Consider the following 14,199-nt stretch of genomic DNA (forward strand, 5'->3'; position numbering starts at 1 on the left):
TTCAGTTGACATACCGGACAATCATCGTATCCACAATTGGGGTCACGAACAATGGGGGTCAGGGTCACGCAATGGGGGTCACTCCGCACTCCGCAATGGGGGTCACACTCCGAACTCCGCACTCCGCAATGCTCCGCACGCAATGGGGGTCAGGTCTCCCATTTCCCACGAAAGGCTTTAACCGCCCGGTTTACGGTTGATCGTCCGCACCCGAAGTGCTCTCCAATTTGGGATAGCGAGTAATGCCCATCAAGCCAAGCGCGAGCCATGGCTTGGTTCCGATTTTTGTATGTTTCCTGTTGGGCTCAAGGTGGCGCTGTGCCGTTTCAATAAACTGGTCTGAGCCAAGATAAATTTGGTTGCGCAGTTTCTCCCAGAGAGATGGCTGGTTGCTGCCTTCGGCAACAAACTGCCTGTAGCCTGTGCGAGAGCTCTTCAGAGTGTCGCTGAAAGCTTGCAATATCCATTCGGTTGTCAGGCAGGGAGGGGTTTCAGCCAACCCTGCAGTAGGGCGATAGCTGCTCCAGGGCCACTCAGCAGCAGAGTGAAGCATGCGTGCGCGTACGGGATTCAAGACAATATAACGCGCCAGTTCGAGCAGGTAACTTTCCTTCTCTACCAAAATTGCCTTGAATCGACCTCGTAGCAGATGACCTACACGCCTATGGCGTTTGTTGAAATATTGAGCATAGACACCGTTTAAATGTCGCATTCCTTTTGACAAAGTGGTATCGCCGGTTTCGATAAGAAGATGGTAGTGGTTACTCATCAGGCAATAGGCATGACATTGCCAGTGATAGGTTTTGGTGCAGTAGGAAAGGATGTCGAGAAAATCACGTCGATCCTTGTCATCGATATAAATGTCCTGTCTCGCATTGCCGCGGGCGGTTACATGATATAAAGCACTAGAGAATTCGAGACGTACCGGCCGAGCCATTCCTATCTCCCAAGGTTTTTAGGTGATAGTGCGGTCTAGTCAGGATAAGGAATATCAGCCAATGTTGACTATTGCTTGGAGATATCTCGGATAACCTGTGTGGGAAATGGGAGACCTGACCCCCATGTGCTTTTGTTGTCGTGGCGGTTACCGCGCCGACTCGTACTCCCCTCCAGGTCATGCGCCTTCAGAAACGAGTCCCAGTCGTGGCTGGTGTATTGGCTGCCTTGGTCGGAGTGAACAACCACCTTACCCTCAGGCTTGCGACGCCAGACCGCCATCAGCAGCGCATCCAGCGCCAGTTCCTTGGTTGTCGTGGATTGCATTGACCAACCGATTACCCGTCTTGAGAACAGATCCAGAACAACCGCCAGATACAACCAGCCTTCATATGTGCGGATATAGGTAATATCCGTTTCCCAGCTCTCGTTTGGTGCTTGCGGATTGAACTGCCGCTGCAGGATATTCGGTGCTTAAGTTTGTGCGTGTCCCCTTTTGTGCTCGCCCTTTTGTGCTCCGTCGCTCCATTTTTTTCCGCTATCTCCCGCCCCTTTGTAAGCAATCTCTTGTGGTGCTGTAGTCTATTTCTTAAATTTTCACTGTAACCAACTTTCATGAATCGAATCACTATATTTCCACCTTTTCATCAGTACCCTCCCGCGGTTGCCTGCCATAAAGAACGGCAGTGTAGTGATCTATCTGAAGATTAAAAATCAACTGATGGTGGTATATGAAACAGGATTTCAAATATTTTCTGGTTACTTGTATGGGAGCACTTCTTGTTTCTTGTGGCGGTGGAGGAGGTAGCGATAATCCGCCAGCCTCACCAGGTGGAGGCAGTAACGGCGGGTCAGAAGGAGGGCCAGGTACCGCGCTGACTGAAACCGTAACGATCTCTCCATCGCTGGGCAGGATCTCTGATGCGACGGTCAAGATTTACGATGCCAACTATGAGGAGGTTATTGGCGAAGGAAGCCTCGACGAAACCGGAAAGGCGCAGATTTCGGTAACCTACAGCAAGCTAGAACCTGCGATTGTTGAAGTCACTGCCGGAGCCAATAGCAGTTATTTCGATGAATCGGCCGGTGAGGTGGCTCTTCCCGAGGGCACCAAATTACATGCTATAACGGAGGACCCAGCTTCCACAGCGGTGACGCCGCTAACCGAACTGGCCTGGCAGTTGGCGCTCAATCAGGGATCGTTCCCGCTCGATGCCGAGCGTGTCGAGATGATGAATGATGCAGTGGCCAAATTATTTAGTGGAGGCTTGCGTTCAATCACCTATGCACCAGAAGTTCTTTCTGAAATGCCGGCACCCAACAGTCAGACTATTGCGTTTGATGACCTCTATGCGGCTCTTCTGGGCGCATTTGCAATGGTGGGAAGTGCGGAAGCCAGCCCTGCGCTGGCAGTTCTTGATGACCTTTCTCAGGATATTACCGATGGCTTTCTCAATAACACATTTTTTACCCCGGAAGACGTCAATTATGTTTACGGCGATTTTGGTGCAGAGTTGCGCACTAAACTAGAAAGCTGGGTTGCTACTTACGGCAATGACGCTGCTCAGCAGGCAATCTTCGCCATGCCGCTACCAGACATGACTATCGATTACCGCGCTAGTATTCCGGTTCGGGACCGCATTCTTGCCATGGAATATGGCGTTAGTTCGGAGATTGCTTATTCCAGGGATGGTGGATCGGAATGGACCTTGTTCCCTACAGGCTAGGTTGTGAGTTATCACCGTGAAGGTACGGTTATCGGTATTGCCGCGGGAGATACCGGTGCTGACCCGGATTCCGGCGTCTTTATTGATGGTTGGTCGGTAGACATGGCAATAGCCAATTATGACGTCGGGCTTGATGATCCAAGCATTAATGGCGTTCGTGTTGAGATTCCGACGGGGGATCCGCTGATTAAGCGGCAGATAGTTTTTGTTACCCGTGATGGTCTGGATATGGATGACATCATCCTGATAGAGAAAAACCTGTCAGGGCCAGACAAGCTGGCGCATGTACTGGCTTATGAAACTCTGGACTTTATGGAGCCCGGGGTTAAAGACTTTTTCAACGATGTTCAGATCATGGCTGATAACGGAGATAGTCTGACGGTGGTGATGAGTGATGTGGCCAGCCGGGTATGTTCTGAGGCATTGATCGGTACCAATAATGCGAACCGTTACCCCAAGGTTGTGGGGGTGATTCATGACGATGATAGCGATACCGAGTCTCTTGAGCCGCAAAGAATGCGTTATGCAGAGGCCGGTGTGCAACGGGAAATCCTGTTCGAAAACGATACCTTGTTTCGTATCAATGATAATACCGACCGGATCGACTATATCTCGATCTCAAACGGCGGCGCTATCACCCAGTGGGCAACCAATGACAGCGATCTGATCGCTGAATATTGTCCATAGTTTCGAATATCGATTGATTAGCCTCGTTTCTGTCAGGAATGCTGTTCCCTTAAGTGGCTTGATTCTGACTCAACCCTTTCTGGCTGGACCCCTCTCCTGCAAGGGGAGAGGGGTTTAAAATTTGAGCCAGCGCTGAACTGTATTGAGACTATTGCTGGGCTTTCTTTTTTTCGTCTCCACCAAGCGGATTCCCAAACCGCTCGAGATATACCTTCCCGATTTCAATCGCCCCCACATTGTTCAGGTGACTTTCATCCCGATACAGCGGAATGCCATTGAGTACGGTCTGGCAGCGTTGGGCGTCGCAGAGCACCTTGCGCGGGTTGATCCATTTCACGTCCGGGAAGCGCTGTTTTGCGGCAGCTCTGAAGCGATAGAAATTCTCAAGGTTCTGTTCCGCCTTTGTAGCACTGATGGAGCAGTCGTCCATGTTTTTCAGCAGGCATTCGGCAAAGTCCGAAGAAGGCAGTTCTGGGACATCTTCAAGGATGATGACGGTGTGGCCCTGGTCCTTCAGCCAGCCGATGGTATCCAGGAAATATCCCTGGAAGGCGTTATTCTTCAGATAGGCGCTCCACCAGGCACCCATGAAAACGGTCATAGGGCGTTGGCCGAGATAGTCGCTGAGCGCCTGATTGCGGGCCACCTGGGTAGGGTCCGCAGCCTGAACCTTTACGGCGATATGTGTTGGGAGAAACGGGGTTGAGGCCCGGGTGACCATCAGCAGGGAATGGTCGGTGCCCTTGATCAGCTGTTCAACAAAGCCGATCTGGGCAATAGCGTGGGAATCGCCAATGAGCATGCTATTGGGCTGACCGTTTTCCGATTCGGCACCAAACAGGCAGGCCTTGCCCTGGTTGAATTCCACCGGGTCGCCCTTGAAGCAGCGCTTGTACAAATCTGCCGGGTTGTTGTTGGCAATGACTTGGTAAAGCGCGCGGCGTTCTTCCGGGATGCGGAAGCTCAGGTCATCGGCGATCCGGATGGTGGATTGGATCGCCCAGATGATCAGCAAAGGCACGAAGATGAACACCATGAAGGATTTTTTGAAGCTCCAGGGGCGGTTCCGGTAGTGGTTTTCCACGAATCGATAGCTCAGCCACGACAGCACTACGACGCCGACCATCAGCAGGAGGCGATTGGTCCAGGTCAGTTCGATCAGTTGGTAGTGCAGAAGCGCCACCGGTGGCCAGTGCCACAGGTACAGGGAGTAGGAAATTCCGCCCAGAAACACCATCACCGGCAGACTGAGCAGGCGGGCGGTGAGTGTGCCGGTCTGGTGCAGGCCGGCATAGATCACCATGGCAGTGCCCAGGGTGGGCCACAGGGCGTTATAGCCGGGGAAGTGGTCGTGTTTGGTCAGCAGCAGGCCGGTGGCGATGATCATGGCCAGGCCCAGAGCTGCGAGAATTTCTGCACAGGGCCGGTTCAGGGCAGGAAGCTGACGGCTGAACAGGGCCACGCCGGTGCCCAGCATGAACTCGAACAGACGGGCGGGCAGCAGGTAATAGGCGGCAGAGGGATAGGCACCGGCCAGGTATACCGATAGCGCAAAGGTAGCTACAAGGGTGATCCGGAAAGGCCAGTGGCCGTCACGCCCCTTGCCGAAACGATAGGCCAGGTACAGGGCCAGGGGCCAGATCAGGTAGAACTGTTCTTCTACCGCCAGCGACCAGGTGTGCAGCAGCGACAGGGAGCGGGTTTCCGGGGCGAAGTACTGGGCCAACTCCTGGAAATAATAGATGTTGCTCAGGCCGACCAGGGAGGAAAGCCAGCTCTTGGCGAAGATGTAGTAGGCATCGCCGATATAGAAGGGCGAGATCATCAGGAAGGTGACGGTGGACACCAGCAGGAACAGAGGGACCAGTCGGCGGATACGACGGGCGTAGAAATCGCGGAACTGGAAAGTGCCTTTTTCGAACGCCCGCTGCAGAAGCTGGGTGATCACGAACCCGGAAATGACGAAGAACACATCGACGCCGATGAAGCCGCCGGTGATGCCTGGGACGTCGTAGTGGTAGAGAATCACCAGCACAACGGCCAGCGCGCGCAGCCCTTCGATATCGGCACGGTAGCTCGGTGTGGTCTTCAAGGTGTTCTCCCTAGAATGATCAGCAAAGCGGGGAGAATATAGGGCGGTGGCAGGGCAAACAAGACTGGGCTGGTTTGCCGTCGCAGGGATAACGCTCTTAACGCGTTTGTCGGTTGGGCATTAACCAGAATGCCCCGAACGTGATTCAGAGTGGCGTTGATGCATGGTAATGTGAGCGCCGAGCCAATCCCTCCGGCTGTCATCAAGGAGCATTCTGTGACGACATCCCTGCCGTTTTCCCTGCTGGAACTGGCCTCGGTCCGTGAAGGCGACACCATCGGCCAGACCCTGGCCAATAGCGTGGCCTACGCCCGCCATGCGGAGTCCCTCGGCTTCAGCCGGTTCTGGCTGGCCGAGCATCACAACATGGAGGGCATCAGCAGTGCCGCCACCTCGGTGCTGATTGGTCACATCGCCAATGCCACGGAGACCATCCGGGTCGGCTCGGGTGGGGTGATGTTGCCGAACCATCCGCCCCTGGTGATCGCCGAGCAGTTCGGCACTCTGGAAATCCTGCATCCTGGTCGCATTGATCTGGGGCTGGGCCGGGCCCCGGGCACCGACCCGATGACCAGCCGCGCCCTGCGCCGCGAAGGCCTGGGCGCCGAGCAGTTCCCCCATGACGTGGCCGAATTGCAGAGGCTGCTGGGTCCGCTGGATCGTTCCCGCCCGGTCAACGCCATTCCCGGCGCCGATACAAACGTGCCGATCTGGTTGCTGGGCTCCAGCCTGTACAGTGCGCAGCTGGCGGCCCAGCAGGGGTTGCCCTATGCCTTTGCCGGGCATTTTGCGCCGCGTCTGTATCGCGAAGCGCTGCGTCTCTACCGGGAGCAGTTTCAGCCGTCGGCTAAGCTGGACAAGCCCTACGCCATGCTGGCGGTACCGGCGGTGGCAGCGGATACCGATGAGGAAGCCCGCTTTCTCACCACCACCAGCTATCGGCGGATTCTGTCCCTGTTCCGGGGCCAGCCGCTGTGGATGCGCCCGCCGGTGGAAAGTATGGACGGGTACTGGAATCCGGAAGAAGAGGCTGGAGTCAGAGGGTTTCTTGCCCTGCAGTTGCTAGGGACCGCCAACACTGTCCAGGGGCAACTGGATCAGTTGCTCGATAGCGTGGAAATTGATGAATTGATGGTGACTGTCGATCTTTACGACCCGGAAAAGCGTCGCCACGCCCTGGATATTCTGGCGTCGCTGCCGCAGTTTCGTCGTTAGCGACTAGCACCAGACCCCGTTGGAGCCTTGTTCACAAGGCGAAGGGCCATTCGCTTTGCGAGCAAAGCTCCAACGGGATAAAGAGGGGCTAGCGGAGCTGTGCTTTTGCGGGAAAGCCGCGCAATACCAGCAGTAATCCGGCCAGCAGGGTGACGATGGTGGGTGCTCCACCGCCTCCGCTGCTGCCTCCTCCGACAGGGGGCGGGGAGGGATAGCGCAGGGTCAGCATGGCGTTATCGTTGTTATCGTTTGGCAGATCGCCATTACTGGAGAAACTGGTAAAGGTAATAGCTTGGTTTGCCCCGGTATCCGAGGCGAAAGTGAGATTCAACGTCTGGCTGGTGGTGGCAGGCACATTGCCCACCGGGCAGCGTAGCGGATTGGACAGGGTACAGCCCAGTTCGTCGGCGTTTGCCAGGGTGGTATTGAGTGGCAGGGAAAAACGGATTTCCCCATTGGTAGCGTCATTGATCGTGGATCGATTGCTGAGCGTTACCGCTACCCTGGCTTCATTGGTGTTGCCGCTCTTCTGGACGGCGGACAGAGTCAGATCCGGCTGGTCGGAGAACACTACTTTCTGCGCAATGCGGTTATTGCGGCGTCGGTAATCATCCTGGTTGGCGGTGGCGGAGATGGCTACAGTGACCACCTGATCGGCGCCGCCATTGCCATCAATCACCAGATCCTGGGGAACACTGCCGCTGGCTGCGAGGCTGCCAGCGGGCCGACAGCGGTTGCCGGAAAGCAGACCGCTACACCCGGACCAGCGGCCGCTGGCGAAGGTGTTGCCAGTGAGACTAAAGGTCAGAATCGGATTGGTGACGGTGTTTTCCTTGCTGTCGTTTTTCAGGGCCAGGCTCAGCGTTTGGCTGCCGCCCGGGGGCTGGTAGTAATACTGCGGTGGGGGTGTAGGCCATTGGGGGAGTAGGTCGACCAGAGGAATACCGCCGGAAGCGGTCAATACCTCCAGTTCCCGAGTTTCCGCAGACAGATGCGTATAGCCGGATGGAGCCCCGGTGGCGCAGTTGCGCAGGCCGAAGCTGGTCAGGCCGACCAGCCAGGGTTGTCGGTCCCGGTCCAGGAAAAGGGGGCCGCCGCTATCCCCAAAGCAGGAGTCTTGCTGGACACTGTTGACCGGGTTCAGCTCCGCAGCGCACACCGCAAAGTTGGTGATGGTAAGGCTGGATAACTGCCGACAGCGTTGCTGGGGGATGTAGTCCAGCTGCACTTCACGCAACACATTGCTGAGGTTGCCATTACCGGTATTACCCCAGCCCAGGGCGGTGACTGATTCATCCAGCGCTGTGGTACTACGACCTTCTAAATCATTAAAGCTACTTTCGCTGATGATGTTGGGCCAGAGGGTATTGCTACGGGTGTCGATACGCAGCATGGCCAGATCCCGGTTCAGGTTTTGATACTGGCGGTGCAAGAGTATTTGCCTGACGGGGATGCCGTTTTGGGGAACATTGTTGCGATCATCGTCGCCGATAAAGACGAAGGTCTGGTCGGCTTGAGCGGGTGAGCCGTCCAGATATTCCATGCAATGGGCAGCGGTAACCAGCCATTCCGGGCTGAGGTGGCTGGCACCACAAAGCAAATAACCGCTCACGCTGGGATCATCCACGGCCACTTGGGCCATCCACGGCCAGCGATCAACCGGTGCTGGCTCGCCACCCACAATGCGGCCGGTGGCGGTGTCTGCGAGGGTGCTGGATAAGGGGAGTGTGGCTAACCCTGCCAGCAGAGCGATACGACGGAACATGGCAACTGCCTTACACATTTTTCACTATTTTACCGGTTTTCATGGCAAGACAGTGTGAGCTTATGTAGCTGAAAAAAATGCACCAAATCGAGGCAGTCTCTCAGTTTATCGGCGGGGCGTGTGCCAGCCAGTGGTCGTTGTCGTTCCGGGTGCGGGCCATGGAGCTCTGCAGGTGGGCCAACGCCTGTTCCAGAGCCGCATCGCCATCACTCAAGGTCATGATCGCAGCACGCAGGCCGGGGTGGCGGTCGCGCAGATCGTTAAGCAGTTGTTCGGCGGCGGCGGTGGCTGTGCAGGGCAGCAGCAAGGCCAGATGTTGTTTGTCATAGCGTGCCGCCACATCGCTGCGGCGGATGCGGTGGGCCACCCGGTTGGCCAACTGGGGTAACTCATCGTGATGCACCAGCGCCAGGGTCATGGGTGATGAAATGCGGTCGTGCAGCGGCACCAGCCAGCCGGCGGTACTGATCAGTGCCTCGCGGCTGATGAAATCCGTATCCGGGTCCCGCCAGGTGGCTTCCAGGGCCGCCCGGGCCAGGGCCTGGTTGCGCCAGATCATCAGCCCGAAATAGAGCATGCAGGCACTCAGGGCGATGACCAGAAACAGGCTCGCCGAGGCAGACGGCGTTGTCACATAGCTCAGCCGGATCGGCAGCACAAAGGCCAGCACGATTTCCGCGCCAGCCAGCATGATCAGAAAGCGTTTGATGCCGTGGAGCAGGCCGTTGCTGAGCACGGCGATAAACAACAGCGCCATGGTGGGCGGCGGGTTGCCCGGGTCCAGTAGCAGCACGATGCCCAGGGTCAGCAAATCCAGACCGGAAGCAAACGCATCGCCATTGGCCGGGCGCCAGAACAACAGCAATAATTGCAGCCCCACATAAGCGGCAAACAATAGCCAGGGTGTCGCTTTGGGCAGAGCAAAGAAGAAACTGTCTGCATGATGGAAATAGATCACGGCCAGGGCGGCGAACAGGGCCCGGGCCAGGTACTGCATGATCACCACACCCTGATCCGAGGTGATACGGCTGGAAGTCGTCATGATTCATCGATCCCCGGTGACTTATGGAGCCTCTGAATAACCCCTTGCGTGCTCAGTCTTTCAGGCTGGCTCGCAATCTAGGCGCGATTTTGAAGGTGTATGTCCATCCATCGAAAAAGCGCAACAACGAGTGCGAGTCAGCCTGGAAGACCCGGAGGGCGCGGCCTGAAGGGCCCATCTGCTGCGCTTTGTCGCTAGGAAAGGGAACCACCCTGTCCGTCGCGACAAAACACAACAGCTACACCCTTCAGGCCACGCTGAGCACGCAAGGAGTTATCCAGAGGCTCCCAAGCCGCCTATGTTGCGTCAGGGCCCTCCGGGAATAAAGATGTGATGCACGCTAATCTTGTTAAAAATGCGTTTTTTTGCGGTTGTCATGGCCAACGCGAATGTGCTCAGGCATAAAAGGCGATACCGTTCGGCAGTTATGAAGGAGCCACAGTGGATAACAGTGTCAATACGCCCCTGAGAGATGATGTGCGTTTACTGGGGGACTTGCTGGGCCAGTGTCTGCGTCAGCAAGCCGGTGACGATCTCTATCAGACCATCGAAACCATCCGCAAAGCCTCGGTGGCTACCCGCGGCGAGCAGGGAACTGCATTGTCTTCCCTGCGTGATCTGCTCTCGCCTCTGGATGACGCCACCCTGCTGGAAGTGGCGCGGGCCTTCAGCCAGTTTCTCAATTTGAGCAACATTGCCGAACAGCATCACCGTGAACGTCTGCACCGTCAGCATCAGCGTTACCCCGGAGATCCCGGTGGTGATCAGGGTATCGCCAATGTGCTGCAGCGCCTGCAGGAGGAGCAGATCAGCGCTGACGTGATCGACGGCACTCTGCAAGACCTGTCCGTGGAGCTGGTGCTCACTGCCCACCCCACCGAAGTGACCCGCCGCACCCTGATCCGCAAATACGACCAGATGGCGGACCTGCTCGGCGAACTGGACCGGCCGGATCTGACCGATGACGAACTGGCCTTTCGTCGCGAGAAGCTCTACCGCCTGATCCTGGCCGCGTGGAGCACCGATGAGATTCGCCGCGAACGGCCCACCCCGGTAGACGAAGCCAAGTGGGGCTTCGCCACCATCGAGCAGTCCCTGTGGCAGGCGGTACCGGAAATGGTGCGGCAACTGGAGCGGGAGCTGGCCGAGCAGGGCCTGCCCCAGCCGCCGGCGGACTGGGCGCCGGTGAAGCTGGCCTCCTGGATGGGCGGCGACCGGGACGGCAACCCCAATGTGACCGCGCCGGTGACCCGGGAAGTGTTGCTGCTGGCCCGCTGGATGGCCGCGGACCTGTACCTGCGTGACGTGGAAAACCTGCTGGCGGACCTGTCCATGGAAGCGGCCAGTGAGGAATTGCTGGCGGCAACCGGCCCCAGCCATGAGCCTTACCGGGTGATTCTCCGCCAGGTGCGCCAGAGACTGAAGCTCACCCGACGGCAGATGGAAGCTCAGGTAGAAAATCAGCCGGTGCCTGAAGGCGAGGGGTTCCTGCGCCGTGAGCAATTACTGGCGCCCCTGCAACTGATCGACCGCTCCCTGCGCGATGTCGGCCTGGGCGATATCGCCGATGGCGACCTGAAAAACACCCTGCGCCGCCTCAATTGCTTCGGCATTACCCTGTTGCGGCTGGATATCCGCCAGGAATCCACTCGCCATCGCGATGCCGTGGATGCGGTCACCCGTTATCTGGAACTGGGCAGCTATGCGGACTGGCCGGAGGCGCGCAAGCAGGCGTTTCTGGTGGAGGAGCTCCAGGCTCGCCGTCCACTGATTGATGACAGCTTCCACGCCAGTGAGGCATGCAGCGACGAGGTGGCAGAAGTGCTGGCCACCTGCCGAGTGATTGCCGAGCAGGGCAGTGAAGGGCTGGGCGCCTATGTGATCTCCATGGCCCGTGCCCCCTCGGATGTGCTGGCAGTGATGCTGCTGCAGAAGATCGCCGGGGTCAGCGAGCCCATGCGTGTGGTGCCGTTGTTTGAAACCCTGGATGACCTGGACAACGCCGAGGACACCATGTCGGCCCTGCTGGCGGTGCCGTTTTACCGGCAGCGGGTGGCCGGGGGCCAGGAAGTGATGATTGGCTATTCCGACTCCGCCAAGGATGCCGGTTTTCTTGGTGCCGCCTGGGCCCAGTATCGGTCCCAGGAAAAGCTCACCGCCCTGTTTGCCGAACATGACATTCCGCTGACTCTGTTCCATGGCCGTGGTGGTTCTATCTCCCGGGGTGGCTCGCCCACCCGCATGGCGCTGCTGTCCCAGCCACCGGGCTCCGTGGCCGGGCGCATTCGCGTCACTGAACAGGGCGAGGTGATCCGCTTCAAGTACGGCCGCCCGGCGGTGGCCGTGTTCAACCTGGCGCAATATGTGGCTGCCACCCTGGAAGCGACCCTGTTGCCACCCCGGGCGGCCAAGCCGCAATGGCGGGAACAGATGCAGACCCTGACGGATGTCTCCGTGGCCGGGTATCGCAGCGTGGTCCAGGAAGAACCGGAACTGGTGCGCTACCTGCGCACGGTGACCCCGGAAACCGAGCTGTCCCGGCTGTCCCTGGGCAGTCGCCCGGCCCGCCGCAAGCAGGATGCCGGCATCAGCTCCCTGCGGGCCATCCCCTGGGTGTTCGCCTGGACCCAGATTCGGCTGATGCTTCCTGCCTGGCTGGGTACGGGTGCTGCACTGGAGGCTGCCCAAGCGGACCCGGCGCAAAACGGCACCGTGCAGGAAATGGTGGGCGAGTGGCCGTTCTTTCAGGGCGTGGTGGATATGCTCGAGATGGTGTTAGCCAAGGCGGACCTGCGCGTGGCGGCCTGGTACGAGCAACGGCTGGCCGGGGATGACGTTGATCTGGCCCGGTTGGGTGAAGTGTTACGCGAGCGGCTCACTGGCACGGTGAATGCCCTGTCTGCCCTCACCGGACGTGAAGACCTGCTGGATAACAATCCGGTGATGCGCTGGTCCATCCGGGTCCGCGACCCTTACACGGATCCCCTGCACCTTCTCCAGGCGGAGCTGATGGCGCGCCTGCGCCAGCAGGACGGCGATAAAGTCCTGGAGAGTGCCTTGATGGTGACCATCGCCGGTATTGCAGCGGGGCTTCGCAACACGGGGTAAACGCCTGGCTACGAAGCCGCCGTAGGAGCGGCGCTCTCTGTGCCCTGCGGGTATGAGCCGCGAAACCGAGCCTGGGCGAGGAAAAGGGCTTGCGTATTGCTCCGGTCTCTCTAGAGAGATCTGTCGAGCGTGGAAATGCCTGATCGCCCTTCGGCCGATTTCCTCGCTACGCGAGGTTCGCGGCTCATACCCGCAGGGCACAGAGAGCGCCGCTCCTACGGGAGCTTTCCCTCTTTCACTTGCACATGGCTGCCATCACAAACCGGCCCCTTGCCGCTGTGTTTGCAGCCGCAGAAGAACACGATCTTGTCCCGTGGGGCGGTGTAGGCCACCGGGGTGATGTCGGTGCCTTTGTGGCTGCCATCACAGTAAGGCTGGTTTTTGCTGCGGCCGCAGGCACACCAGAACACCTTTTCCCCTTTCTTGACCGGCAGAGGGTAGGGCTGCCGGGAAACAGTGACAGGCTTGTCCATAGGGCCTCTCCTTTTCACAAACGGCCGGAGTGTTGGGCGGTGGCGACGTGCTACCTGCATTGCTGCGCAATCGCCTCTCTATATTCAACTCGGAATTTCACTCCTCACTTTTGCTCGTGGCTTCTTGCGTTTCAGCAACCACAGCGCCACTTCCGCGCAACTATTAACTATTAACTGCTTTTACCCCTTGTCGCACAACTGTCACTCAAGCGTCACTACTGTGCCACGTCCACTGGCGAAACTGCCCGAAACTGCCAGTGGAGTACACTATGCTTGCGCAAGCCGCAGGAAAGATCAAAGCCCTTAGCCCCCACCTAAGAGGGGCCCTGGCCAAGCCGTTTACGGCCACTGCCGATATTCTCCGTTTCCCGCGGGACATGGCGGCGGATGTGGAAAGTGCCGGGCGCTTCAGTGCCTACTTCACCCGTTCCCGGCGGGAAATCATCAAGGTCCAGCGTCTACGCTACCGTATTTTCTCCCAGGAATACGGCGCCAGTTTCAGCGCTCCCTTCGGGCTGGATCGGGACCGCTTTGATAAGCACTGTCTGCACCTGGTGGTGCGCGATAACCAGAGCGGCGAGATCGTCGGGTACACCCGGGTGTTGCCCGGCGAACGTCTGCATCGCACCGGCGGTTTCTACTCCAGCGGCGAATTCGATCTGTCCATGCTGCGCCATCTGGATGGCCGGGTGGCAGAGATCGGCCGCACCTGCATTCATCCCGCCCACCGCAGCGGTGCCGTGATCACCGTGCTGTGGGCGCGGTTGGCCCAATACATGCTCGAAAACGATGTGCGCTACCTGCTGGGCTGCGCCAGCATTGCCCTGAGCGAGGGCTACAACGTGGCCGCTATTCAGCAGCGCATCAACCAGCGTCACCTGAGCGAGCCGGCAATGCGGGTGCAGCCGCATCTGCGTCTGGAGCGCCTGCCGGGCCAGGCCGCCGACGACAACGTGAAAATGCCGCCGCTGCTCAAGGCCTACCTGCGCATGGGGGCCCGGGTGTGTGGCGAGCCCTGCTGGGACCCGGATTTCAACTGCCTGGATTTCTTCGTGCTGATGGCGGTGGATGACCTGCCGGCCCGCTATGTGCAGCACTTCCTGCAGCCGGCCCAGGCGGTTTAGGAACGGGGAACGGTGGGTGGCTCGAGGAGC

The 14,199-nt window shown here is 58.3% G+C and carries 10 protein-coding genes and 2 pseudogenes; 5 read left to right on the top strand and 7 right to left on the bottom strand.

Annotation, left to right across the window (positions count from 1 at the left end):
* Positions 1-149 precede the first annotated feature (149 nt).
* From ACMG4M_RS05545 to ACMG4M_RS05555, 3 genes and pseudogenes are all read right to left on the bottom strand, one after another.
* A pseudogene (locus ACMG4M_RS05545) lies at positions 150-224 on the bottom strand (hypothetical protein); the annotation flags it as partial.
* Positions 191-937, bottom strand: a complete 747-nt coding sequence (locus tag ACMG4M_RS05550) for a transposase (RefSeq protein WP_414430877.1) — start codon at positions 935-937, stop codon at positions 191-193. The gene ACMG4M_RS05550 and the pseudogene ACMG4M_RS05545, both read right to left, overlap by 34 nt.
* A gap of 134 nt (positions 938-1,071) precedes the next feature.
* Positions 1,072-1,410 (bottom strand): annotated as a pseudogene (locus ACMG4M_RS05555) (DDE-type integrase/transposase/recombinase); the annotation flags it as partial.
* A 257-nt stretch (positions 1,411-1,667) separates the two neighbouring features.
* Here ACMG4M_RS05555 and ACMG4M_RS05560 point away from each other — a divergent pair.
* Both ACMG4M_RS05560 and ACMG4M_RS05565 read left to right on the top strand, forming a co-directional pair.
* Positions 1,668-2,663 (top strand): hypothetical protein, encoded by a 996-nt coding sequence (locus ACMG4M_RS05560; protein ID WP_414430878.1) that lies wholly within the window; start codon positions 1,668-1,670, stop codon positions 2,661-2,663.
* Positions 2,664-2,666: 3 nt separating this feature from the next.
* Positions 2,667-3,350: a hypothetical protein gene (locus ACMG4M_RS05565; RefSeq protein WP_035249443.1), complete on the top strand. Its 684-nt coding sequence runs from the start codon at positions 2,667-2,669 to the stop codon at positions 3,348-3,350.
* A gap of 148 nt (positions 3,351-3,498) precedes the next feature.
* Here ACMG4M_RS05565 and ACMG4M_RS05570 read toward each other — a convergent pair whose 3' ends face one another.
* Complete coding sequence (locus ACMG4M_RS05570; protein WP_414430879.1) at positions 3,499-5,442, bottom strand: acyltransferase family protein; 1,944 nt, start codon at positions 5,440-5,442, stop codon at positions 3,499-3,501.
* A 159-nt stretch (positions 5,443-5,601) separates the two neighbouring features.
* Here ACMG4M_RS05570 and ACMG4M_RS05575 point away from each other — a divergent pair, with 159 nt between their 5' ends.
* Entirely contained in the window at positions 5,602-6,657 is a 1,056-nt protein-coding gene (locus ACMG4M_RS05575) for an LLM class flavin-dependent oxidoreductase (RefSeq protein ID WP_084573510.1), read from the top strand.
* 88 nt (positions 6,658-6,745) lie between these two features.
* Here ACMG4M_RS05575 and ACMG4M_RS05580 read toward each other — a convergent pair whose 3' ends face one another.
* Both ACMG4M_RS05580 and ACMG4M_RS05585 read right to left on the bottom strand, forming a co-directional pair.
* Complete coding sequence (locus ACMG4M_RS05580) at positions 6,746-8,422, bottom strand: S1 family peptidase (protein ID WP_414430880.1); 1,677 nt, start codon at positions 8,420-8,422, stop codon at positions 6,746-6,748.
* Between the two features lie 100 nt (positions 8,423-8,522).
* Positions 8,523-9,464: a GGDEF domain-containing protein gene (locus tag ACMG4M_RS05585; protein WP_272963089.1), complete on the bottom strand. Its 942-nt coding sequence runs from the start codon at positions 9,462-9,464 to the stop codon at positions 8,523-8,525.
* Between the two features lie 441 nt (positions 9,465-9,905).
* Here ACMG4M_RS05585 and ppc point away from each other — a divergent pair, with 441 nt between their 5' ends.
* Positions 9,906-12,572 (top strand): phosphoenolpyruvate carboxylase, encoded by a 2,667-nt coding sequence (ppc, locus tag ACMG4M_RS05590; RefSeq protein ID WP_414430881.1) that lies wholly within the window; start codon positions 9,906-9,908, stop codon positions 12,570-12,572.
* Between the two features lie 215 nt (positions 12,573-12,787).
* On the opposite strand, the gene ACMG4M_RS05595 is transcribed toward ppc, so the two are convergent.
* Entirely contained in the window at positions 12,788-13,045 is a 258-nt protein-coding gene (locus tag ACMG4M_RS05595) for a CDGSH iron-sulfur domain-containing protein (protein WP_035249452.1), read from the bottom strand.
* A 269-nt stretch (positions 13,046-13,314) separates the two neighbouring features.
* Between ACMG4M_RS05595 and ACMG4M_RS05600 the strand changes: the two genes are divergently transcribed.
* Positions 13,315-14,169, top strand: coding sequence for a GNAT family N-acetyltransferase (locus ACMG4M_RS05600; protein WP_052043024.1), 855 nt, complete (start codon positions 13,315-13,317; stop codon positions 14,167-14,169).
* The last annotated feature ends 30 nt before the right edge of the window (positions 14,170-14,199 follow it).

The organism is Alcanivorax sp. IL3 (assembly GCF_047495465.1).
GTDB classification, from domain to species: domain Bacteria; phylum Pseudomonadota; class Gammaproteobacteria; order Pseudomonadales; family Alcanivoracaceae; genus Alcanivorax; species Alcanivorax jadensis.